This is a genomic window from Fusicatenibacter saccharivorans, from assembly GCF_027667425.1.
In the GTDB taxonomy this organism is placed as follows: Bacteria; Bacillota; Clostridia; order Lachnospirales; family Lachnospiraceae; genus Fusicatenibacter; species Fusicatenibacter saccharivorans.
In genome coordinates, this window is record NZ_JAQEGR010000012.1 from 110,215 (window position 1) to 134,002 (window position 23,788).

Annotated in this window: 24 protein-coding genes; 18 read left to right on the plus strand and 6 right to left on the minus strand. The window is 48.1% G+C overall.

Features of this window, described 5'->3' with window-relative positions; translation table 11 throughout:
* The first annotated feature begins 27 nt into the window (after positions 1-27).
* The 5 genes from PGS38_RS12340 to PGS38_RS12360 all read left to right on the plus strand — a co-directional run bounded on the left by PGS38_RS12340 (position 28) and on the right by PGS38_RS12360 (position 3,805).
* A complete protein-coding gene (locus PGS38_RS12340; RefSeq protein ID WP_118640859.1) occupies positions 28-1,428 on the plus strand; it encodes a subtype B tannase in 1,401 nt (466 codons plus the stop codon).
* Between the two features lie 18 nt (positions 1,429-1,446).
* On the plus strand, positions 1,447-2,022 hold the full coding sequence (locus tag PGS38_RS12345) for a UbiX family flavin prenyltransferase (protein ID WP_118640861.1): 576 nt from the start codon (positions 1,447-1,449) through the stop codon (positions 2,020-2,022).
* Entirely contained in the window at positions 2,016-2,384 is a 369-nt protein-coding gene (gene lpdD, locus PGS38_RS12350; protein WP_243038225.1) for a prenylated flavin chaperone LpdD, read from the plus strand. Before PGS38_RS12345 ends, lpdD begins: the two co-directional genes overlap by 7 nt.
* 147 nt (positions 2,385-2,531) lie before the next feature.
* Entirely contained in the window at positions 2,532-2,963 is a 432-nt protein-coding gene (locus tag PGS38_RS12355) for an RrF2 family transcriptional regulator (RefSeq protein WP_055226207.1), read from the plus strand.
* A gap of 215 nt (positions 2,964-3,178) precedes the next feature.
* Positions 3,179-3,805: a GntR family transcriptional regulator gene (locus tag PGS38_RS12360; RefSeq protein WP_055226212.1), complete on the plus strand. Its 627-nt coding sequence runs from the start codon at positions 3,179-3,181 to the stop codon at positions 3,803-3,805.
* Between the two features lie 95 nt (positions 3,806-3,900).
* On the opposite strand, the gene PGS38_RS12365 is transcribed toward PGS38_RS12360, so the two are convergent.
* Both PGS38_RS12365 and PGS38_RS12370 read right to left on the minus strand, forming a co-directional pair.
* Positions 3,901-4,659, minus strand: a complete 759-nt coding sequence (locus PGS38_RS12365; RefSeq protein ID WP_055226214.1) for a response regulator transcription factor — start codon at positions 4,657-4,659, stop codon at positions 3,901-3,903.
* A gap of 84 nt (positions 4,660-4,743) precedes the next feature.
* Complete coding sequence (locus tag PGS38_RS12370; RefSeq protein WP_270476335.1) at positions 4,744-6,411, minus strand: sensor histidine kinase; 1,668 nt, start codon at positions 6,409-6,411, stop codon at positions 4,744-4,746.
* Between the two features lie 403 nt (positions 6,412-6,814).
* Between PGS38_RS12370 and PGS38_RS12375 the strand changes: the two genes are divergently transcribed.
* The 4 genes from PGS38_RS12375 to PGS38_RS12390 all read left to right on the plus strand — a co-directional run bounded on the left by PGS38_RS12375 (position 6,815) and on the right by PGS38_RS12390 (position 11,499).
* A complete protein-coding gene (locus PGS38_RS12375; RefSeq protein ID WP_055267163.1) occupies positions 6,815-7,771 on the plus strand; it encodes an ABC transporter permease in 957 nt (318 codons plus the stop codon).
* Positions 7,772-7,782: 11 nt separating this feature from the next.
* Positions 7,783-8,673 carry a carbohydrate ABC transporter permease gene (locus PGS38_RS12380; protein WP_055226220.1) on the plus strand — a complete coding sequence of 297 codons (891 nt, stop codon included), beginning with the start codon at positions 7,783-7,785 and terminating at the stop codon, positions 8,671-8,673.
* 73 nt (positions 8,674-8,746) lie between these two features.
* Positions 8,747-10,447, plus strand: coding sequence for an ABC transporter substrate-binding protein (locus PGS38_RS12385; protein ID WP_117801836.1), 1,701 nt, complete (start codon positions 8,747-8,749; stop codon positions 10,445-10,447).
* A gap of 122 nt (positions 10,448-10,569) precedes the next feature.
* Positions 10,570-11,499 carry a nucleoside hydrolase gene (locus tag PGS38_RS12390; RefSeq protein ID WP_070103170.1) on the plus strand — a complete coding sequence of 310 codons (930 nt, stop codon included), beginning with the start codon at positions 10,570-10,572 and terminating at the stop codon, positions 11,497-11,499.
* A gap of 9 nt (positions 11,500-11,508) precedes the next feature.
* Here the strand turns inward: PGS38_RS12390 and PGS38_RS17830 are convergent, their stop codons facing one another.
* Together PGS38_RS17830 and PGS38_RS12395 are read right to left on the minus strand one after the other, a co-directional pair.
* The gene (locus PGS38_RS17830; protein WP_368250375.1) at positions 11,509-11,628 is read right to left on the minus strand and encodes a DUF6783 domain-containing protein; all 120 of its coding nucleotides are present in this window, start codon (positions 11,626-11,628) and stop codon (positions 11,509-11,511) included.
* Between the two features lie 57 nt (positions 11,629-11,685).
* Positions 11,686-12,978: an L-cysteine desulfidase family protein gene (locus PGS38_RS12395; protein ID WP_055267159.1), complete on the minus strand. Its 1,293-nt coding sequence runs from the start codon at positions 12,976-12,978 to the stop codon at positions 11,686-11,688.
* A gap of 199 nt (positions 12,979-13,177) precedes the next feature.
* Here PGS38_RS12395 and PGS38_RS12400 point away from each other — a divergent pair, with 199 nt between their 5' ends.
* The 3 genes from PGS38_RS12400 to PGS38_RS12410 all read left to right on the plus strand — a co-directional run bounded on the left by PGS38_RS12400 (position 13,178) and on the right by PGS38_RS12410 (position 15,420).
* Positions 13,178-13,573: a BrnT family toxin gene (locus tag PGS38_RS12400; RefSeq protein ID WP_330427590.1), complete on the plus strand. Its 396-nt coding sequence runs from the start codon at positions 13,178-13,180 to the stop codon at positions 13,571-13,573.
* Entirely contained in the window at positions 13,560-13,754 is a 195-nt protein-coding gene (locus PGS38_RS12405) for a hypothetical protein (protein ID WP_055226225.1), read from the plus strand. Before PGS38_RS12400 ends, PGS38_RS12405 begins: the two co-directional genes overlap by 14 nt.
* A gap of 136 nt (positions 13,755-13,890) precedes the next feature.
* The gene (locus tag PGS38_RS12410) at positions 13,891-15,420 is read left to right on the plus strand and encodes an alpha-N-arabinofuranosidase (RefSeq protein ID WP_119221379.1); all 1,530 of its coding nucleotides are present in this window, start codon (positions 13,891-13,893) and stop codon (positions 15,418-15,420) included.
* Positions 15,421-15,480: 60 nt separating this feature from the next.
* Here the strand turns inward: PGS38_RS12410 and PGS38_RS12415 are convergent, their stop codons facing one another.
* Both PGS38_RS12415 and PGS38_RS12420 read right to left on the minus strand, forming a co-directional pair.
* Entirely contained in the window at positions 15,481-15,783 is a 303-nt protein-coding gene (locus tag PGS38_RS12415; RefSeq protein ID WP_330410127.1) for an AzlD domain-containing protein, read from the minus strand.
* A complete protein-coding gene (locus PGS38_RS12420) occupies positions 15,773-16,516 on the minus strand; it encodes an AzlC family ABC transporter permease (RefSeq protein WP_119208053.1) in 744 nt (247 codons plus the stop codon). Before PGS38_RS12420 ends, PGS38_RS12415 begins: the two co-directional genes overlap by 11 nt.
* A gap of 407 nt (positions 16,517-16,923) precedes the next feature.
* On the opposite strand from PGS38_RS12420, the gene ispE reads away from it, so the two are divergent.
* The 6 genes from ispE to murI all read left to right on the plus strand — a co-directional run bounded on the left by ispE (position 16,924) and on the right by murI (position 23,788).
* Entirely contained in the window at positions 16,924-17,805 is an 882-nt protein-coding gene (ispE, locus tag PGS38_RS12425; RefSeq protein WP_119208052.1) for a 4-(cytidine 5'-diphospho)-2-C-methyl-D-erythritol kinase, read from the plus strand.
* Positions 17,792-18,505, plus strand: a complete 714-nt coding sequence (locus tag PGS38_RS12430) for a GntR family transcriptional regulator (protein ID WP_243109180.1) — start codon at positions 17,792-17,794, stop codon at positions 18,503-18,505. The genes ispE and PGS38_RS12430 overlap by 14 nt, the downstream gene beginning before the upstream one ends.
* A 144-nt stretch (positions 18,506-18,649) precedes the next feature.
* A complete protein-coding gene (locus PGS38_RS12435) occupies positions 18,650-20,182 on the plus strand; it encodes a spore germination protein (protein ID WP_270476341.1) in 1,533 nt (510 codons plus the stop codon).
* 3 nt (positions 20,183-20,185) lie between these two features.
* Positions 20,186-21,922: a GerAB/ArcD/ProY family transporter gene (locus PGS38_RS12440; RefSeq protein WP_270476342.1), complete on the plus strand. Its 1,737-nt coding sequence runs from the start codon at positions 20,186-20,188 to the stop codon at positions 21,920-21,922.
* Positions 21,923-22,019: 97 nt separating this feature from the next.
* Positions 22,020-22,766 carry a stage II sporulation protein R gene (gene spoIIR / locus PGS38_RS12445; protein WP_270476343.1) on the plus strand — a complete coding sequence of 249 codons (747 nt, stop codon included), beginning with the start codon at positions 22,020-22,022 and terminating at the stop codon, positions 22,764-22,766.
* Positions 22,767-22,963: 197 nt separating this feature from the next.
* Positions 22,964-23,788: a glutamate racemase gene (murI, locus tag PGS38_RS12450; RefSeq protein ID WP_022462144.1), complete on the plus strand. Its 825-nt coding sequence runs from the start codon at positions 22,964-22,966 to the stop codon at positions 23,786-23,788.

Consider the following 23,788-nt stretch of genomic DNA (forward strand, 5'->3'; position numbering starts at 1 on the left):
TTTGTCAAAAAAGGAGAGTAGCCTGGTATGCTGAAATTTGAGAAAAATCATTATACCATAGAAGAAGTAACACTGTGTGGGGAGACGGTCCGGTTTCGGGCGTTCCGTGACCTGGTTTATGTGGAAAAACCGGTCAATGTGGAGTTTCAGAAAATGAATCTCTTTGTGCCGGAGAGTTATTATGAGGGAACGTCCATCAACGGTTACGATTTACTGAGCGCGCCGGTTTTCATGCCGAATACTGTTGGCGGCTATATGCCGGGTCCGGCGGACGAGCCGGGAGCGAATCCGTTTTTACAGGGAAAACCGAATACGATTTTCCGCGCCTTACAGCACGGCTATGTCGTAGCATCTCCAGCGATCCGCGGCAGAGTGCAGAAGGGTGAGGACGGTCATTATAATGGAAAAGCACCTGCGTGCGTAGTGGATTATAAAGCGGCTGTGCGGTATCTTCACTTTTTGGCGGATGAGCTGCCTGGCGATGAAAATAAAATCATCACCAACGGAACGAGTGCCGGCGGCGCACTGTCATCCCTGATGGGAAGCACGGGAAACCACCCTGACTACGAGCCGTATCTGCAGGCGCTCGGCGCAGCGGATGCTGGGGATGATGTGTTTGCGGCCTCCTGTTACTGCCCGATCATCAATCTGGAGCACGCGGACATGGCGTATGAGTGGGAGTTCTGCGGTGTGAACGATTTCCACCGCGCCAACATGAAAATGGACGAGGGCGGCCGCCCGGTTTTCACACCGGTGGACGGCGAGATGACGGAAGAGCAGATTCGCGTATCTGTTGAGGAAAAAGCCCTGTTTCCGGCGTATGTGAACAGCCTTGGATTAAAAGACGAAAACGGAGCTCCGCTGACGCTCGATGCGGACGGCGAAGGTTCTTTGAAAGAGTATGTCAAACACATTGTGATGGAATCCGCACAGAGAGCGCTTGACGGCGGCGTGAATTTAGCGGATAAAACGTGGCTGACCATCGAAAACGGCAAAGTGCAGAGCATGGATTTTGCGGCGTATGTCAAAGACATCACCCGCATGAAAACCGCACCGGCCTTCGATGCGCTGGATCTGGAAAGCCCGGAGAATGATCTGTTTGGAAATGAGATGACGAACTGCCGTCATTTCACGGAATACAGTGCGGCCAACACCAAAGTGCAGGGTGAGCGCGCAGAAAAAAAGATCGTGAAAATGCTGAATCCAATGGAATATGTCATGGATGAAATGGCGCAAAAGGCACACCATTTCCGCATCCGCCACGGCGAGTGCGACCGCGACACCTCTCTGGTGATTTCGGCAATGCTGACGGCAAAACTGCGCGAGGCGGGCTGTGAGGTTGATTATCATTCCCCATGGAATACACCGCATGCGGGCGACTACGATCTCGACGAGTTATTCGCATGGATCGATGGAATCTGTGGATAAAAGGAAGGAACGAGACGGATGGCTGTGGAAAAACGGATTGTAGTTGGCGCTTCCGGGGCGAGTGGAATGCCGCTGCTGATGAAGTGCCTTGAAATTCTGCGGGATAGTGAGGAATACCGTTCCCTTCTGGTGATGAGCCGCAGTGCAAAGCTGACGCTGGAACAGGAGACAGACTGGAGTGTTTCGCAGGTGGAAGCGCTGGCAGATGAAGTGCTCGAGCAGGACAACATCGGTGCAGGCCCGGCGAGCGGGTCGTACCGGACAGAAGGCATGGTGATTGTGCCGTGCAGCATGAAAACAGCGGCAGGAATTGTAAGCGGATACACCGACAATCTGCTGCTGCGTGCGGCGGATGTGACGATCAAGGAGAAACGCCCGCTTGTACTGGCAGCACGGGAGACACCGATGAGTGAAATTCATCTGCGGAATCTGTACGAACTGTCGAGATTGTCAAATGTATGGATTGTTCCGCCGATGATGACCTTTTATCAGAAACCGGAGTCCATCGACGATATGGTGACACATCTTGCGGCCAAACTGCTTTCGCCGTTCGGCGTGGAAGTAAAGGAGTACCGGAGATGGAAAGAATGCTGACAAAAAAGGCAACAGCCGCAGGATGCACGATGGAAGTGACGGTAATGAAGCTCGGTGAGGACTTTCAGATCTGTCTCGCCGGAGGAGAAAAGCCGCATATCGGCTGTGTGGTGCAGGCCGTACCACGAGAATCGCTGACCGGAGACGGGAGCTGGAGTGCGACTTCCTCGGTGTGGAACCGCACCGGACATAAAGATGAGGTACTGTGCCGGATGCTGGCGGAAAAAATCTGTTGTGCCTGCCGTACCGTGACCGTCTGCACCGGTGGCGTGCATATCGATGAAATTACCGGAGAGCAGATCCGGGAGATTGTGGATGCGGTAGAGAAGATGGGAGAAGAGATTGCGCAGGATTTGAGATGATAAGTAAGCATGGAAAGCGGATAAAAAGTCATTGCATTTTTCGGACATGCTTTGGGTTTGTGTTATATTTCCTATTGAATATGTAGAGAATATGGAATAAAATAAAAGAAGGTATTTTTATCATGACATATATTCGGAGGAAATAAAATGAAAGTTTCGACAAGAGGACGGTATGCGCTTCGTCTGATGCTGGATCTGGCACTCAACAATACCGGCGAACCGGTGCGTTTGAAAGATGTGGCAAAGCGGCAGGAGATTTCGGAAAAATATCTGGAACAGATCATCTCGATTTTGAATAAAGCTGGTTTCGTAAAAAGTGTGCGCGGCCCGGCGGGCGGTTATTCCCTGAAACGAAAGCCGGAAGAATATACCGTGGGCATGATCCTGCGTCTGACCGAGGGCAGCCTTGCGCCGGTGGACTGTGTAGAAGACGGCGCCGACTGCGGCAGGGAAGATCAGTGCGTTACGGTGATGCTCTGGAAAAAACTGAACGATGCCATCAACAGTGTGGTGGACAATATTACGCTGGCAGATCTGGTGGAATGGCAGATGCAGAAGTCGAATGAGTATGTAATCTGACGGCAGACAGAATAAGCGATAACGTCCAATGAGGGAACAGAAGAGGGAAAATGGTGAAAACATCATTTTCCTTTTTTTTTACCGGTAAAAATCTGGGAGCACGGCATTTACAAGCAAAAAAAAATTTGTTAAGATAAAAAACAGGGCGCATTTGGAGAAGAAAAAAATCAGGATGCGCAAAAGTGAAGAAAATAAAAGATAAGGAGTTTCCCCTTATGAAAAAACAACAGGAAAGCCTTAAAAATATGGTATATCAGGCCATTTTGAACGGCATTTTTACCGATGAATATAAACCCAATCAAATTATCAACGAGCAGGAGCTGGTACAGAAATTCGGCTGCAGCAAGACACCGATCCGTGAAGCCCTTGTGACGCTCTGCAATGAGGGAATCCTCCGCAGCTTCCCGCGCTTCGGCTACCAGGTTGTCAGCGTGTCCCGCGAAGAGGCACAGAATATTCTGGATTTCCGCCTTGTTCTCGAGGGCGGATATCTTCGTCAGTCGATCGGACATATCACCGAAGAAAATCTGGCGGAGCTTGCCGAGATTGATGAGAGATGCAAACAGAGCACCGACAGCGTATGGGATCACTGGGAGGCAAATACAGCATTCCATCTGAAGCTGATTTCCTTCTCCGGCAACGCTTACGCATATCAGGAGCTTGAACGCACCATGAACGTCTTAAAACGCGCTTACGCCCAGTTTTACTGGCAGACCTGGTCCAACGTAAACCCGGCACTGGACATTGCGCATCATAACGATATTATGCAGAGTATCCGGGAGAAAGATCTGGAGAAGACGCAGAACTATCTGAAAGAGGATCTGGCGGATTTTTGTGGGTAAGAAATGAGACAGAGTGTATGGAAACGAAGAATTCCAATACACTCTGTTTTTTTGTGCGCTGGAGACCTTTTCCAGGCACGCTCCAGGGCTCGTGATTATCCATGAAAATGCTTCTCCCGATACTGCTGCGGTGTCACTCCACTGCTTTTCTTGAACTGCCGGTAAAAGTAGGAAACGTTTGCGATTCCGATCTGGTCACAGATTTGCTGGGGGGAGAAGCTGGTGGTGGCAAGCAGACGTTTTGCGGTTGTCATACGTTCGTCCATGATGTAGCTACTGAGCGACGCTCCTGTTTTCGTACTGAAAATGTGGGACAGGTAGTCCGGGTTCATGTGGATTTTCTCGGCGATGGAGGTGCGGCCCAGTTCAGGATCGGAAAGATGCGAACGGATATAGTCCTTGATGACGCTGATCGGGTCCGAGGCATCGGTGGAGAGGTGCTCTTCCATATTCAGCCGCTCTTTCTCATACCATGCATTTTTTTTCACCTCCTGCACAGCCGCCGCCAGCTTTTCCATAAGCTGATCCGGGTCGATTGGTTTTAACAGGTAGGAGAAAATATGTAAATTCAGCGCTTCCTGCGCATAATCAAATCGCTGATGGCCGGTCAGAACGAGTACGATGGGATGAAAATTGTTCTCATGCAGCCATTCCACTAACTGCAGACCGGTTTCGCGCGGCATTTCGATGTCAGTCAAAAGAATATCAATATCCTGGGAACCCTCAAAAATTCGTTTTGCCTGGCTGGCACTGTAGGCAGGAAACGCCTGCTCAATCCCGAGCGCCGACCAGTCTGTCGTTTCGATAATGTTTTTCACAATATAATATTCATCATCCACTACTAAAATGTTCATTGTAAAAGCCCTGTTCCTTTCTTCCGTTTCGCATGGATTTGAATCGTTACAAAAAGCAAGCCGAAAGCCTTTTTCAAACAAGCTTTAGCTCTCGTTTCTTTTGCCGGGGACCTGAGGTGTGTCGGAAGCATGTGAAAAAAGAGGTTCCGATGTTTCAATTTTGTTTTCCGGCGGATTGCCATCCTCCCGGTATGGAATGTATGGAATCGTAACCTCTGATCTTGCACCCCATCCGGGTTCGTTGGAAAAATGCGCATGGGATTTTTCTCCATAAACAAGATAAAGCCGTTTGAGCAGATTGTAGGTTCCGATTTTTTTTCCATCAAAGTCATGAACCTGCTGGGAAACTGGCCGGTTCAGGTATTCCAGATCCTCTTCAAAATAACCACTGCCGGAGTCGAGATGAGTGAGAACCACATATTTTTCACCATTGCGCTCCACAAGGCTGCCGGTGATACGGACACGGAGCTCTTCGCCCATGATCATGTTGTGCTTGATGGTATTTTCTGTAAACATCAGCAGAATGATCGGAAAAACAGAAGCATTCCTGCATTTCTCATCCACATGGATTTCCCAGTTCAGACAGCCTGGAAACCGCAGTTCTGTCATCTCCAGAAAATTTTCTACGTATTTCAGTTCTTCTTTCAAAGGAACGGCTGTCTTATCCTGCAGGGTGTACCGCAAATGATTCGAAAGTGTGCGGACGAATTCATTTGTGAGCCGCCTTCCTTCTTCCGTGAATGGCATTGATGCGATTGCGGAGAGACAGTTGATCAGAGAGTGCGGCGCTACCTGGGATTTCAGATACTGAATCTCCAGTGCCTTCAGATTTAATTTATCCTCATAAACATTGATTTTTAACTTCTCAATTCGATTCATCAGCTTATTCAGTGTTTCACCGATTTCCAGAACCTCCTCACACCGCTCATTGGAAAGATCCGGGTGCGGCACCTGTTGTTCCTCTTTGACCTGTGATGCCATTTTCCGGATCAGATCAAGAGGCTTTGAAATCAGGTGTTCATAGGAAACGGTCCATAAAAGAGAAACCACGAAAATCAGCAGAGCACCCCCGAGCAGAAGCTTGAGCATATTGTAAATAGGAGTGTTGACTTCTTCGGAGGGGATGAGTGCATTTAAGGAGCAGGTAGAAGAAGGAAGCTTTTCAGCGACCTGTAAATATTGTATACCGTCCTTTCCGCGGATCCGATGAGGTTTCTGGGTAGAAAAGTCGGTAGACAGTTTAAAATCGGACCAGCTTTCGTTGTCGTATGGAATACCATTTTCATCAGCAAACAGAAAAATGGTATTTGAATCATCAAATGGAGCATTCAGTTCATCCAGACGGATCCAGGCACCAAGATAGCCATGGAGATCATTGATAATTCGGATCAGATAGGTATGGCGTTCCAGCTCTATATAATACCAACTCTTGAAGTTGAGAGCGGAGGCGTCCTCTCCCGACTGACGTAAAAGCTTTTTCATGTAGGAACTACAGTCATTGGAGCCCCCATTTTTATAGCGGCAGACAAAATGGTCGTTTGCTTTTCCATAAACAAACATACCGTCAATGTCTGTCATGTAACTTAAAGTATTATCCAAAAGCCTGGAGGCTTTAATCTGGGAAATCACTGCGTTTGGGTTGTTTTTGGAAGTGATCGTATCGACAACATCAGTATTGTTATTAGCGAATTCCCAGAGACAGTTTTCAGCAGTTTCCATACTCTTATTTAACTGCTGGACATAAAGATCCATTGTCTGATGAATTCCCTGGTAGGTTTCATGCTGAAGCTGTTTGGAAATATAAAAAATTAAAAACAGCAATAAAATACTGAACATTATTAAAATACGCATCCAATACCAAAATGCTTTTTTCTTTAGGGAATATATTTTGTGTTTGTGCATAGTGTGGTCAAAAAAATTGAAGTTTAGTGAAAAAGTACGATGTTTTGATGAATTCAAGAAGGATGCCTCCGTAATTATATATAATTTGCACATAGATTCTAAGAAAAGTGCAATAAAACCTAAGCAATGTGAATTGCTAAAAAGTTTATTAAAATTATATAATAACAACAGTTGATAGTCAAAGCAATTTTGTTCGAACATACTTGCAACGACAAAAAAACGAGAAAACAAAGAGGAAACGAGGAGGAAAAACATGGCATCTTTAAAAAAAGCCCATGCATCATCCGGGAGCAGCCACAGCAAAGCAGCAAAATTCAAACGATACCTTCCGCTGTATCTGATGTTCCTTCCAGGCGCGATCTATCTGCTCATTAACAATTATATTCCGATGGCAGGCATTATCGTAGCATTTAAGAAGTACAATGCCCGTTTGGGAATCTGGAAGAGCCCGTTCTGCGGACTGGCGAACTTTGAATTTCTGTTTGCATCATCGGATGCATGGACTATTACAAGAAATACGTTACTTTACAATCTGGCGTTTATTGTTCTGAACACGGTAGTCGGAATTATTTTTGCAATCTTTATCTGCGATACGTTTAATAAAAAATTAAAGAAAATTTATCAGAGTGCAATCTTGTTTCCATATCTGATGTCGGCTGTTATTCTTGGCTACATTGTATATGCATTTTTAAGTCAGAGTACAGGTATTGTAAACAATTCGATTTTAAGTGCACTTGGAAAAGATGCTGTGAACTGGTATGCAGAACCGAAATACTGGCCGTTCATTCTGATTTTTGTAAATACCTGGAAGGGTGTAGGATATGGATGTCTGATATACATATCTACCATCAATGGCATTGATCCGTCTCTGTATGAGGCAGCTTCTCTGGATGGCGCAACCAAATGGCAGCAGATCAAAAACATTACGCTTCCATTCCTGAAACCAACCGTAATCACCCTGACATTGATGAGTGTCGGCCGTATCTTCTATTCCGATTTCGGTCTGTTCTATCAGGTACCACGTGATTCAGGACTTCTGTACTCGGCAACCAATGTTATTGATACCTACGTATACCGCGGCCTGATGAAATCCGGAAATGTCGGAATGTCTGCAGCAGCCGGCTTCTATCAGTCCATCATCGGATTTATCATTGTCCTTACCGCAAACGGAATCGTACGTAAAGTCAGCAAAGAAAACGCAATGTTCTAAGGAGATCACGTATGAAAGAAAAACCATTTTCCAAATATCAGATTTTAGCAAACGCTGTCATGATTATCTGGACGCTTGCCATTATCTTACCGTTTATTCTGTTATTTATGTCTTCTATTACAGATGAAAACACACTGGTAGCGAATGGATACTCCTTCTTTCCGAAGAAGTTCTCCCTCGCGTCCTATTCCTACATCATCAAATCCGGAGGTCAGATTTTGAAGGCCTATGGAGTAAGTATTGGTGTCACGGTAGTCGGAACTCTGTTGAATGTCCTTCTGTCTGCTCTGATGGCCTATCCTTTGTCAGTAAAAAATCTTCCGGGCAGAAATGTGATGATGTTCTTCGTGTTCTTTACCATGCTGTTCAACGGCGGTATCGTTCCATCTTACATTATGTGGACAGGTACCTTCCATATCAAAGATACGATTTTTGCACAGCTGCTTCCAAACTTCCTGCTTTCTGCATGGAATGTTATGATGATTCGAACTTATTTTACCACAAGCATTCCGGATGGATTATACGAGGCGGCAGAGATTGACGGTGCAAGCCAGTTTACCATCTTCTGGAAAATCGTACTTCCGCTTGGAAAACCGATCTTGGTAACAATGGGCACCTTTGCAGGCCTTGCTTACTGGAATGACTGGACCAATGGTCTGTACTATATCGTTAAGAATACAGGTCTGTACAACGTACAGAACCTTCTGAACCAGATGGTACAGAATATTCAGTTCCTGACACAGAGCTCCAACTCGAATGTGACAGCAGCTGCATCGACCATTCCGGCAACGGGAATCCAGATGGCAATTGCATTCGTAGCAATTCTGCCGATTATGCTGATTTTCCCGTCTTTCCAGAAATATTATGCAAAAGGTATCGCTCTTGGCGCAGTCAAAGGCTGATACAGATGGAATGAATCATTAGCAGCGAAAAGGGCTGCTTCGTGATAAACTTATTTTAAGGAGGAATTTTCATATGAAAAGAAAAATGCTTGCTGCTTTTCTGGCAGCGACAATGGTGGGCGGCCTGCTTGTCGGCTGCGGAAACAGTGGAGACACTTCCGGCTCATCCAAGAGCTCTTCTGGAACAACATCAACAGCATCGGCATCTGGCGAGGTAGATGCTTCCGTAACAAAAACAGAGCTTGGTGAGTACACGGAAGAAAATCCTTATCATCTCGTGTTTGCCTTCGTCGAGTTCTACGAGCAGGATGACGCAGCACGTACCGCAGTGCAGGATGCATTGAATGAATACATGATTCCGAAATATCATATTGAAGTGGAATTTCTTCCATTGCAGTATGCAGAATATCAGCAGACGATTCAGCTGATGATTTCCGGTGGTGATGAGCTGGATGTTATGCCAATTTATTACAGCAATGCTTCCAGTTGGATTGCAATGAATGGTATTGTCGATATGAACCAGTATATGGATACTCCGGAGGGACAGGCTATTAAAGATGTGCTTGGTGAAGCAAATGCAACGGTAGGTTCCATGAATGGTATTCTGTTCGGTTTTCCGGCACAGAAGGAATCGGTTGAACTTGGTGGTCTGACTATGAGAGCAGATATCTGTGATGAACTTGGTATCGCAGAGGAATACGGACTGGAGCTGAATCAGGATGAATACACCGGAAAAGTGTATGACTGGTCTGTTGCAACTGAAATTTTCAAGAAAGTAAAAGAAGCACATCCGGAAATGACACCTCTGTATCTGCAGGGAAGTGCAAGCCCGATGAGACGTCTTGCATTTTTCGACGAGTTAGCGGATCAGTTCGGTGTTCTGGATTGGGAGGCTGATCATGACTCCACAACCGTAGTGAACGAGTTTGAAACCGATACTTACAAAGAAGCAGTAACCCAGCTGGCGGAATGGTTTGATGCAGGATACATTTATCCGGATGCGTTGACGGATACACAGGGAGCTGCAGTTATGATGAAGGCTGGAAATACGTTCTCTTATATGTCAGCAATTAAGCCGGGCTATCTTGTTGAGGCAAAGGCATCTACAGGAACAGACTGCTATGCAATGTATTTTGGACAGGATGTAGAAGGTGGATATTCAACTACAAACGTAAGTTTTTATGATACTGGCATCGCAACCAACAGTGCGGATCCGGAAATGGCCTTTAAGTTTATCTCCGCGCTGTATACAGATCCGGAGGTTATGAATCTGTGGCAGAATGGTATTCAGGATGTAAACTATAAAGTTTTGGATGATGGTACTGCTTATTATGTAGATGGTGAAGATGCTTCTAACTTTAAATATCATCAGAATACAGGATGGTTTATGGGCAATCAGTTTAACACATACGTATGGAATGATGGTTCCAAGGATGCAAATTACTGGGATAAACTGCAGCACCATAACGACTGGGCACAGTATTCACCGGCATACGGATTTATGTGGGATTCTTCTGAATACTCTACACAGATCACAGCTCTGCAGAATGCACTGAATACGTATCGTCCAGCACTTGAGACAGGCTCTGTCGGAGTTGCTGGTGTAGAAGAAACACTCCAGAAACTGAATGATGCGCTGTATGCAGCCGGACTGCAGACTGTTATGGATGCAAAACAGGAGCAGCTGGATAAATGGCTGGATGAAAACGGAGGAGCTACAGAAACTCCGCAGTCTAACCTTGATACGATTGCAGCAGCAAAAGAAGCAAACTAACGAAAGATCAACATTAGGTATAATTAGATCTAAGGCAAATACGCCCGGAAACCGTAAAGCTGTGCGGTCTTCGGGCGGATTGCTTTGTATGTTTTTGGCTTTTACAGCAGAAAGGATTTACTATGAAAAAAATGAATTACACATTTTCCGTGCCGGACAACAAACGCGTGCGTATGATTGTCAGCACAGACTGCAAAAATGAGGCGGACGACCAGTTCGCACTGGCACATCACCTGATGACACCGATGTTTATTCTGAAAGGCATCGTTCCGTGTCACTTCAACATGTTCTCCCGCGATTACGGCGATGGCCACACAGCACAGGCGAGCATGGACGAGGTCAATAAAGTGCTGGATCTGATGGATCGGCAGGGCGTATGCCCGGTCTGCAAAGGATCGGAATTTCCGATGAAGGACGAGCAGACTCCGGCCGTGTCGGATGGCGCAAAGCTGATCGCCGAAGAAGCCATGAAAGATGATCCGCATCCGCTGTTCATCGCCTGCCAGGGAGCACTGACCGACGTTGCCTCCGCACTTCTGATGAAACCGGAAATCGCAGACCGCATGACCGCCATCTGGATCGGCGGAGCACCGTATCCGGAAGGGGGAGAAGAGTTCAACCTCCGCCAGGATATCGCAGCTGCAAACGTTGTGATGAAATCCGGCATGAAGGTATGGCAGGTTCCGTCTACCGTATACAAGAAAGTAACAGTTTCTCTTGCCGAGCTGCAGCTTAATGTTCAGCCATGTGGAGAAATTGGAAATTATCTGTATCAGCAGATGGTAGACTTTAACAACACCTTCTATCAGTTCCAGGAATGGCCGCACGGCGAAATCTGGGGTCTCGGCGATTCTCCGACAGTTGGGTTGCTGCTGGCAGAGGTACAGCGTACCGACCTCTATGAAATGGTAGAAGCGCCGGAAATCAGCTATGAGGACATGAGCTATCACTTCACCGGAAAGAACCGCAAAATTCGCGTTTACCATGATCCGAATGCGGAGCTGACGTTGAGAGACTTTTTTGCGAAACTGAAATTGAATTATGGGATGTGACAGGGACTGCTAATCAAAATCAGAGCCTGTTTGAAAAAAGCTTTCCACAAGATGTGTGTCACAATTTATCGGAAATTTTGTTCGACAGAGGGCGTCGCAGCGGGTTTTTGTATGGACAGAAAGAGCAATATAAAAACAGCCATCTGTGCAAGTTTGTCCAGATGGCTGTCTATCGTAATACTTTCGTTATTTACACACTTCGTCAATATCCACACGGTCGATCATAATATTCAGGATCTCCGTATCGGTATCTTTCATGCCGACTCTTCCGATGTATCCCATACTCTTGATCGTATCCTCGACATCTTCCCGCACGATACCTTCGCCCGGCTGGAAACTTCTGTGATGCTGGCCCATGTAGTGGGCGAGAATAGCAGCGTCAACAGCGGATGCAATTTTCGCCGCACAGGAGGATTTTGCGCCGTCGCAGACAATACCGCCGACGTTTCCAATGGTGTTGACGATCGTCAGACTGACATCTTCATAAGTTCCGCCAGAAAGATAGGTAATGGCGGCACCGGCTCCACAGCCTGCGCTGACGGCGCCGCAGTAAGCGGAAAGACTTCCAATATATTTTTTCTGATGAACCGCAATCAGGTTGCTGACAACGAGTGCGCGGTACAGTTTTTCCTGGGAAACGTTCCATTCTTTTGCAAACTCAATGACAGGAAGGGAAACGGTCATGCCCTGGTTTCCGCTGCCGGAATTGATGACGACCGGAAGAGAGCAGCCGCTCATACGCGCATCGGAGCCTGCCGCTGCACGGGCGCGGGCGCGGATTTTTACGTCATTGCCGTATTCGTTCAGCAGCGTGCGGCCAACCTGTGCACCGTATGGATGACGGAGACCTTCATCGGAAATGGCAGAGTTCATGGTGATCTGACGGTCAAGAATTTCTTTGATGTCTTCGATCTTCACAGTATCGGCAAATTCAAGAATATCCTTGACGTTCAGCACACTTTTATCAACGTATTCAGGGGAATCCTCATGCGCCGCAATCTGATAAAGTATCTCACCATCTTTTACGATGCGTGAAATCAGAGTATGACGGTTTACAATTGTTACTTCTGCACTGTGCTCTCCGGCAATGACTTTTGCAACAATGTAGAGATTTTCTACGCCTTCTTTTAAAGTACAGGTACAGAATCCCTGCTGTACCAGCTTTTTTGTATTTTCAATATCTGCTTCGGTCACATCTTCAAGTACTTCAAGTTCACGTTCGGCACAGCCTCCGACGACGCCAAGCGTTGCCGCAACATCAATTCCCTTCAGGCCATTGGAGTTTGGAACTTTAACACCCTTTACGTTTTTGATGATGTTTCCACTGCAGCAAAGCTCGATCGATTCCGGCATCTGTCCGAGTACTTCGCGTGCTTTTGCTGCCGCATATGCAATGGCAATCGGCTCTGTACAGCCAAGCGCCGGAACAAGCTCGTTTTTTAAAATCTTTACATAACTGTCATATAATTTCTGATCCATGAAAATTCTCCTGTATAGTTTTTTATGCGTTATCAACTGGTAAATCTTGCATTTCTTTCTGATTATACTATTGATATATCACTGATAATATCAGATGTCAAGTAAAGAATTGCAATTTGTGAATTAACATCATGCATTGACGCAGAAAAGAAAAGATGATACGATAAAAACAGTAAAATACTGAAATCGGAGGTAATCATTGGAGAATAGCAAAACTGTAACATTTTCACTTGGTGGAATGATTTTCGAATATGATGAGAAAAAGAATAAAATTAATATAGAAAAACATGGAATTTCATTTAAAAGTGCTGCCCGTGTATTTTTTGATTATGATCGAATAGAATATTATGATGAGGAAAATAGTAATGTTGAAGATCGATATGATATCATAGGTGATTTATCTGCAGGGACAGCGCAAATAGAGCGTGATACAGAGATTATGATCGGAAATATAAAAAGTGATGATGTTTTGTTTGTAGTGTATACGGAAAGAATACGGAAAAATGAAAATGGGGCAGAAATAGATGTGACAAGATTAATCTCCGCAAGATATGCAACCAATTTTGAAAGGGGGCTTTATTATGGTAAATACTAAAGAAATGACAGAAAGCCTGATAAAAGAACTCGCTTTTTCAGAAGAAGAATTAAGGGAACTAAAAGCAGCAAAAGAAAAACCTATTGTATTTGATGAAGATTGTCCGGAAACGACTCCAGAACGGGCGCTAAAATTTCGACGGGTAAATCCGCCGAGGGGAGCAGGCAAAAAAAGAGCATAAAAATTTGTGATCTCCGTAAAACCAGAAAATCCTAGTTTTACGGAGATCTTTTCAGAATAAATTGTATTTTCCTTTAAAGTGTCCTATACTGAAAAGGAGCAAAAATACACACCACCCTTTCATTTGGAGGATTTTTATGCAGAAGATTACGTTTCGAAAATTAGCTGGAGAAAAATATATTTACCCGGAACTGCAGGGACACTTTATCGAGTTTCTTGGCTCCTGTATTTATGATGGAATCTGGGTTGGAGAGGATTCGGAAATTCCGAATTATCATGGAATCCGAAAAGACCTTGTGGATGCATTTCAGAAGCTGCACCCGCCGGTGATCCGCTGGCCGGGCGGATGTTTTGCGGATGTATATCACTGGCGGAACGGCATAGGTCCGCGGGAGCAGCGGCCGGTTACATACAATGAAAACTTCGGTACTTTCGAGACGGATCCCAATCAGTTCGGTACACACGAGATGATGGAATTTTGCGAGATGATCGGCGCGAAGCCATGGTTTAATATCAATATGATGACCGGCTCTCCATCCGAGATGCGAGAGTGGATGGAGTACTGTAACCGCAAAGAGCCGACGGCACTTTCGCAGGAACGAAAAACAAACGGCCATGAAAAACCGTTCGAGATTGAATACTGGGGTATCGGAAATGAAGTATGGGACGGCGGCGGAAAAATGACGCCGCAGATGTATGCGAACGAATACCGGAAATTCAGTTCCTCCTGTCCGTCGTTTGGAGGCGGCGATCAGACATTTTCCATGAAATGCATCGCCAGCGGCCCGGATGGAAATAAGCCGAAAGAACGTGCTGCGTGGACAAAAGATTTCTTTAAGGAAATGGGAAAATACCGGATGCCGTCTCTCTATGGCTACGATCTCCATTTTTACAACTGGAATCTGAAACAGCTTCAGACAGAGAAAAAGTTTGATGAAAAACAGTGGTATGATGTGATCAATGGATGCAAAGAGCTGGAAAATGTCATTCACGAGCAGCGCCGCCTGATAGACGCTGGTCTTGAGGCACTTCCGAAACCGGAGGGTCCGTTCCAGGCGGCACCGAGAAAATGTGAACTGATTGTCGGTGAGTGGGGCAACTGGCACAGCAGTGCATTTAATGCGCGCCCGGCGCTGTATCAGCAGTGTACGATGCGTGATGCCGTTACAACTGCACTGACGCTCGACATCTTCCACCGCAATACCGGGGATGTGCGCATGGCATGTGTGGCACAGTCTGTCAATGTCCTGAATTCCCTGTTCCTGACGGATGGTGAGCATTGTATTCTGACACCAAACTACGATGTGTTCGATATGTATCAGGTGCATCAGGGTGCGTATACGCTTGGCTTTGAGGAAAAGAACAAAGATCCTGAGGTCTGCATTTTTGCCTCGATCAAAAATGATGATATCTACGTCAATCTCGTAAATACAAGTTACAGCGAATCAAAGAAAATCGAATTGAAATTCAAACAGTGTCCGGAATTTGTTGAGGCCAAAACACTGTACTCCCAAGATCCGCAGAACTACAACGATGCGAAACATCCGAACCGAGTCCGCTGCAAAGAAGGAAAAGCACCTGCACGGGAAAAAGACTCCTTCCAGATTGCACTGCCGGCGGCTTCGGTCAGCGTTTATCATTTCAGAAAAACAGAAACAGAAAAGTAATACATACAAAACGGGCCGCCCCGGGGAAAAGGATTGTTCCCACAGGGCGGCTCATTTCTATTACAAAAATAATTCAATCACAAACACCACGGCACAGCATGCCACCGAAACCTGAAACAGGCTTGCACCGAACCATGCGGCTGCGATGCCGACGACAAGCGCGAGTGCGCCGGAAACAGGGCTCTGTGTTGCATGGACAATCGCCGGGAAGGTCATGACGGACAGCGTCACGTATGGAACGTAGTACAGAAACGACTGAATAAACTGATTTTTAATCGGCTTCCGAATCAGCGTCAGCGGCAGAATCCGGATTGTGTAGGAAACCAGAGCCATGACGGCGATATAGATATAATTATTGTACATCAGCATTTTCCTCCTCTGTCTTTACCGGGAACAGGATAGCTCCGGCGCAGGAAATCAGAACGGTGAGCAGAATCGTTCTGGTTCCGTCGGAGAGAGTGGAGATGCCCGGGAGATAGCTGCAGATAAAGCTTAAGAAAAAGCTGACGGCAACAAGACCCGCTACCACACGGCTCTTTCGCGCCGGGGGAATGATGATTGCAAGGAACATGCCGTACAGCGCCACGCTTAAGGCACTGACAGCGCGCAGCGGCAGCAGATTTCCGGCAATAATACCAAGAGCCGTGCCGATCGACCACGCGGGAGCAGCGACGAGAATGGCACCGTATGTATAATACGGATTCAGCCAGCCCGGGCGCGCGATTGTGATGCCAAACAGTTCATCCGTTACATCGTAACCAATGAGAAAACGGTGGAAAAACGGCGTGTCCGGTGAAAAACGCTGGGCAAGCGCACAGCTCATCAGCAGATACCGCGCATTGGCGATGAGCGTAATGATGGCGACCTGCAGATAGCCTGCATTGGCGGCAATCAGTGTAAAGGCGGCGTATTCTCCGGCGGAAGCATTGTTAAAAAGACTGGCGAGAAAGCCCTGAAAAGGACTAAGACCTGCCTTACGCGCCGCAATGCCGAGCGAAAACGAGACCGCAAAATAGCCAAGCCCGATCGGAATGCCATCGCGGATTCCGTTGACCAGAGCCTGGCGGGAAAATGAATAAGATCTTTGTGAACTCATAAAAAGCTACTTCCTTTTCTTTCGCAGAAGCTAGAGCATGTCTGAAAAAATCATTTCCGTAATCTGAGATTCGCAGCTTACGAAAAGTTTTTTTCAGACATGCTCTGGCTTCTGACAAAAATGTTGGGGTCAAGAGATCAAAAATCCTCTTGCAAGCGAGCTTGCACCGGCTTTTTGATCTTTTGCCCTGATATCTGATGAAAATTATAGCAAGTTTCGACAGGTTCGTAAACTCTTATTTTGCTCTTGTTCGTTTCCATTAGCCACCGCTTACGCCTGCGTTTCTAAGTCTGTTGAACTGAATTGTATAAAATTATGTACAAAAACAGAAGATAAAGCTTGAAAATAGAAGAAAAATCCATTAATATCTATGTATACAAAAAACATTACCGAAGGTGGTGCCTACGATGAAACTGCGTGCGCTTGCAAAAATAAATCTTGGTCTTGATGTGACCGGAAAAAGAGAGGATGGTTACCATGAAGTCCGCATGGTAATGCAGACGATCCAGATGTACGATCAGCTGGAAATAAAGGAGAGCAAAGAACCCGGAATAAGGCTTACAACCAATCTGCCGTTCCTTCCGTGTAATGACGGAAATCTCGTATACAAAGCGGCCAAGCTTCTGATGGATGAATTTGATATCCGTCAGGGCGTTGATATGAACCTGACAAAATTTATCCCGGTAGCGGCCGGCATGGCGGGCGGAAGCTCGGATGCGGCAGCAGCACTGGTAGGAATTAACCGCATGTTTCAGCTTGGTCTGACAAAACGCCAGCTGATGGAGCGGGGTGTGCAGATCGGTGCGGATGTTCCGTACTGTGTGATGCGCGGTACAGCGCTGGCAGAAGGAATCGGCGAAAAGCTGACATCCCTTCCCGGCGTACCGATGTGCTACGTGCTGATCGGAAAACCGGGTATCAATGTTTCGACGAAATTTGTCTATGGAAACCTGCATCTTGACGAGGTGACGGAGCATCCGGATATCGACGGCATGGTAGAGGCGATCCGAAATCATGACCTGTACGGCATCACGGACCGCATGGGAAATGTGCTGGAATCCGTGACGTGTCCGGCGTATCCGGTGATCGATGAGATCAAGGCACAGATGATGAAAAACGGTGCGGTCAATGCGATGATGAGCGGCAGCGGCCCGACCGTATTCGGCATTTTCGACGATCCGGACAAGGCAGAATTTGCCCGCGCTCAGTTAAAAATAAGCGGACTGTCGAAACAGACATTCCTGACTACAGTATCAAAACCGGGAGGTACAAAGTATGGTAAAAAATGAGTTAGACCTGCAGATGGAGGATTATCAGTACCTTCCGCTCCGTGATGTCGTGTTCCGCACGCTGCGCCAGGCGATTCTGCGCGGGGAGTTAAAGCCGGGAGAGCGGCTTATGGAAATCCGGCTGGCAAATCAGCTCGGCGTTTCACGTACGCCGATCCGTGAAGCGATTCGCATGCTGGAACTGGATGGCCTTGTAATCATGGTGCCGCGCAAGGGTGCACAGGTGGCGCAGATCACGGAAAAAGATCTGAACGATGTGCTGGAGGTGCGGCTCGGACTCGAGGAGCTGGCGGTAAAACTGGCGTGTCAGCGGATTACAGAGAGCGAACTGCAGAAGCTTTATCAGGCATCGCGCAGCTTTGAACAAATGCTGGAGACAACAGAGACGGATGATCTGCAGAAGCTTGCACAGGCAGATGTGGCATTCCATGATGTGATTTATCAGGCGACGAACAACGAGCGCCTGATTCAGCTGCTGAACAATCTGCGGGAGCAAATGTACCGTTACCGGATTGAATATTTAAAGGATGTAAAATCCCGACGTTCCCTGGTCGAGGAGCACGATGCCCTCTATGAACGTATGAAAAATCGGGATCTTGCAGGCGCACAGAAGATGATCCGCGAGCATATCGAGCGACAGCAGGAGAGTATTATGCAGACCGTACATCACCAGAGCATGACGGGTGTAGAAGAAAAATAAAAGCGTATAAAATTTCGAAAAAGGAACATTCTGTTACAGAGTAAAAAATCGTGACAGAATGTTTTTTTATGAAATTTTGCAGAGTATATTTCTCCAGATGGTTTTTCGGAAGCTTTCAAAAGGAGGAGAAGGAGGGACGCAGGCATGGAAAAAGAGAAGACGCAGATTTCACTCACACTGGCGGAAAATGAAAGCGTGATCCGTACATGGTGTGAAAATTGCGATGATATTCAGATCCGCCCGATGAAACTCGGCAAAACGGGCGGAACCGGTGCGCTGCTGATCTACGTAGAAGTGGCGGTGAGCTGCGTTATGTTGAAGGATTCCGTGATCGGGAAGCTGTTGAACCGTCTGATGGAGGTTCCCGAGGCAGATATCCCGTGGGTTCTCTCGGAAAATCAGCTCGGAATTTCGGATGCACTGGAATTTGACACTATGGAAGCTGCGTTCGCTTCCATGCTTGCGGGAAATGCAATTCTTTTTGTGGATCATTATGACCGTGCAGTCAAGATCGGATCGAAGGGTTATCCCAATTTAGGAGTGCAAAAAGCGGAGTCCGAAAAAGTGCTGCGCGGCTCTAACGAAGGTTTTTCCGACTCTGTCAAAACCAACACGGCACTCGTCCGCAAGCGTCTGCGGACCACCGATCTGAAAGTGGAGGAGATACATTTTGGTGCGCGTTCTGATACGGTTCTGGCTCTGGTGTATGAGAAAGAGCTGATTTATCCGAAATTTCTGGAAGAGGTAAAACAGCAGATTGCCGGCTGGGAGGTGGACGGCGTTTTTGACAGCGGCATGGTCGAGCAGCTCTGCGAACCGCAGTGGAAATCGCCGTTCCCGCGCTTCGAGACGACCGAACGGCCGGACCGCGCGGCGATGGAGATTCTGGACGGAAGAATCCTGCTTTTATGTGATAATTCCCCGGTCGGGATTCTCTTCCCGGCATCATTTGACAGCTTTTTAAAGGTCAGTGAGGACCGGTATCATCATTTTCTGATCGTCTCATTTGAGCGGCTGCTGCGGTATGCGGCGGTCTTTCTCGCCCTGTGGATTTCGGGCGGATACCTGGCTGTCACGGGCTTTCACACGCAGGTGCTTCCGACCAAACTCCTGCTGGCGTTCGCCGAAGCGCGGAAAGGCGTTCCGTTCCCCGGCATTCTGGAAATTCTTCTGATGGAATTTGCTTTTGAACTGATCCGCGAGGCCGGTGTGCGCATGCCGGGGCCGCTTGGCGGGACGATCGGAATTGTGGGCGGGCTGATCATCGGAGATGCAGCGGTTTCCGCCAATCTGGTAAGCCCGATGACCGTCGTTGTGGTTGCGGTTTCGGCGCTCTGTTCGCTGGCGATTCCGAACGAAGAGTTCGGTGCGCCGTTCCGGCTGCTGAAATTCGGCTTCATTTTGCTCGGCGGATGGCTCGGCATTTTCGGCATGGCGCTCGGCACGTTTCTTCTCGCGGGTCATCTCGCCGGGCTTACGAGTTTTGGCATTCCCTATCTGATGCCGTTCGTCGGGAAAGGACTTGCGGGCTACCATGCGCCGAAGGATTCCGTATGGCGGCCGCCGCTGCATCAGATGCGGGAGCGGCCGGTCTTTACAAAGCGCGATCAGAGAGTGCGGCTGCGGAAAAACAGAAAAGCTGCGGAGCCGGAAGAAAAACAGGAAAGGGGAGAGTGACGCATGTTTTCGGAAAATGACAGAATTTCACAGCGCCAGATGGAACGCCAGATCGTGCTCGTTCTGCTCTGCCCGGCGTTCTGGCAGCTCGCGGCGTACGGCGCATCGGACGGCCTGCCCGGTATGGCAGGGATTTTCGTTGGATATGGGCTGCTGGCGGTGTGGTGCATTTATCTCGTGCGCCTTGGCGGGCTTTACTGCCGCCTGGAAAGCGTGATGGGAAAGGCTGGGAAACTCCTTCTGGCAGTGATGTATCTGTGTTATCTGCTTTTCCTCGGCGGAACACTGCTTCGCAGAATGGCAGAGCTTGCCGCCGCGTATCTGACAGCGGGTGTACCGCAGGAGCTCTGCGGACTGTTTCTGCTCGCGGCGGCCGGGTTTGGTGTCGGCAGTGAAGTACAGAAAAGAGGACGGCTGGCGGAAGCACTCTATCCGTGGATTGTGGGCGGGATTTTGATTCTGCTTCTGCTGACGGTTCCGCAGATGCATTTTTCCTCGTTTGAGGATGCCTGGAAGACAGCAAAGTCTGTTGAAATTGTGGATAACGGAATACTTTTTGGGTGGAATGTGTGGAGAACACTGGAAAATGGAACACCGATTGCGCTGCTGCCGTTTTTACTGGGGCATGTGCAGAAAGAGCACAGGAGTGTCATTCTTCCGGTGACGCAGAGTATCTGGAAAACGGGGCTTCTTGTAATTGCAGGAAGCATGGCGCTGCTCGGCGTTTTCGGCCGGCGCGGCACGGCTGCGGCGCAGGACCCGCTCTTACTGTTAATGGCAGGAACGAGCCTGCCAGGTGGATTTCTGGAGCGGTTTGATATTCTGTGGATGGCATTTCTTTTGATGGGACTGCTGTTCACACTGGGAAGTCTGCTGTTTTACGTATCGCTGATCGGAGAGAAGACGGGACTGTGGAAACCGCAGAATCTCTATGTACAGATCGGTACAGTGCTTTTTATATGGCTGCTGTCATGCGCGGAAAGCGGCTGGTCGGTCCGATACGGTTACTTTCCGTTTTTCCTTGCCATCACGGTGCTGCTCGGCTTCTGCCAGAAGCATATGAAAAAACTGCGGCTTGTGTGTCTGGCGCTGGGCAGTATGATTTTCCTGTCATCCTGCGGGGCAGTAGAGCCGGAAAAGCGGCTGTATCCACTGGCGGTTGCCTTTGATTATATGTCGGAAGGGGCGACTGCGCCGGAAAACAGTGAAACTGGGGAAGAAACCGGGACGGCGGTCAGTGAGAGCGGCGGAGAAAAGGAGACGGCTGGCGGTAAATGGCGCGTCTGGTATGCGCCTGCGAATCTTGCGGTGGTGACCGGCCAGGGAAAGGATGAGCAGGAGGAGGGAACCGACGAGGACCCCGCATCGCTGTTCTTTGAAGCGGAGACGTTTGAGGAGATTGCGCAGCAATATGACAGCACAGAGGAATATGATCTCGACACCGGACACGTCCAGGCGATTGTATTTTCCGATGCACTGCTCAGTGACCGGGGACGGATGGAAGAACTGTTGAAGTACCTGGAACAGGACCGTGCGCTTGGGCACAGTGCCTATCTGTTTCACGCAGAAAAACCAGAAGATATCATGGAGCAGAACGGAAAACAGGTGGAGTCCGTCGGTGAGTACCTGTGCGGAATTTATGACAACCGGGTGAAAAGAAAAGAGGCGGTGACACTGGCGGACTTGTGCTATGCGTGGGAAAACGAAAGGAGCATTCTGTGGATTCCGAAAGCGCCGTAAAAGGTTTAAAGTGTATGGAATATCGGAGCGGGTAGTGAGTGTCTGTGTATAAAAGTTTTGAAATCCGGCAAAACTGGAAAAAAACAGGAGGCAGCATATGAATGAGAAAAAAGTACAGAGCCGGAAACGGAATCAAAATCAGACACAGAAGAAATCCAGGGACAGGCAGGCGCAGCCCCGAAATACATTTGGGAACCAGTATAGAAGTCAATTCCAGGCGGCATTTCAAATTTTCTGTCGCCGCTGGCTCCCCGTCTGCATTGCGGCGCTGATCCTTTCCGGAACCGCCAATCTTCTCCGCGAGTCCCGTCTGCAGCAGGAAGTCGCTGCAAAGATCGTGCGCTTTCACGTAAGAGCCAACAGCGACTGCGCCTCCGACCAGCAGATCAAGCTTCAGGTACGCGATGCCGTTGCCGAAGAACTGCAGACAATCCTGCACGGAGCCGAAACAAAAGCAGAAACCGAAGAAATCCTGCGTGAAAACGAGCCCTCCATCCGTGCCGCCGCCCTTCAGACGCTGCGCGCAGGAGGCAGTACTGACGATATCACCGTAACGTACGGAAAAGCCAGTTTTGAGGAAAAAGAAACGGGCAATTATATTCTCCCCGCCGGAACGTACGACGCTCTTCAGATCAACATCGGCAGAGCCAAAGGGCACAACTGGTGGTGCATGCTGTACCCGTCCATCTGCTTTTCGGATGCCCTGCGCCCCGTAAACGAGGATGGCGAAAGTGCAGAAAAAGTCGAAAAAAGCCGGATTCCGCTGCAGAATCTGTTGAGTGACGCCGCCTACCGCGAAATCCTGAAAAGTGACCGGATTTCGTTCCGGTTTTTCTGGCGTTAGGCGGATTTTTCGAAAGACTTTCAAGAGAAATGATTGCAATATTCCTCCATTCGGGTTAAAATAATGTATCAGCGACCTATTTTAACCAGGGTCGTGAAATGAAAAAAGAAATGTAAAAATTCAGATATATTAAATATAGAAATGAACCCCATTCGGCATGACAAAAAAGTAATGCCGGATGAAAAATGGAGGAAAGTATGAAAGCAGACAGACAGGCGCCGATCGGCGTCTTTGATTCCGGTGTCGGCGGACTGACCGTAGTGCGTGAGATTATGCGAAACCTGCCCGACGAACGAATCGTATATTTTGGAGATACCGCGCGTGTGCCGTACGGTTCCAAATCGAAAAATACCGTCATCCGTTATTCCCGCCAGATCGTACACTTTCTGGAAACCCAGCAGGTCAAGGCAATCGTCATCGCCTGCAACACCGCGAGCGCGCTGGCACTCGATACGATCGAAAAAGAGATTGATCTCCCGATCATCGGCGTGGTAAAACCGGGCGCACAGATGGCCGTCGAGACGACGCAGAACAAGCGCGTCGGCGTCATCGCAACCGAGAGCACTATTCAGAGCGGCCTCTACCAGCAGCTTATTACCGAGGCAGATCCGGCGATCACCGTTTACGGAAAACCGTGTCCGCTGTTCGTGCCGCTCGTGGAAGAGGGCTGGACAAAAGATCCGATCACCGAGGAAGTGGCGCGCCGCTATCTGGCAGAGATTCTGGATAAAGACATCGACACGCTGATTATGGGATGCACCCACTATCCGCTGCTGCGTTCTCTGCTGCGGAAAGTAGTCGGAGAAAAAGTAACACTCGTCAACCCGGCATACGAAACCTCACAGGCACTGTGCAGACTGCTGCGGGAGCTGGATCTGGAGAATCCTGGAAACGATGAGCTGGGCCGTCAGAAATACCAGTTCTTCGCAAGCGACGGCGTGGAGCGGTTCAATGCCTTCGCACATTCCGTTCTGCCGGAGCAGATCAGCGATACGAAACAGGTACAGATTGAAAACTATTAA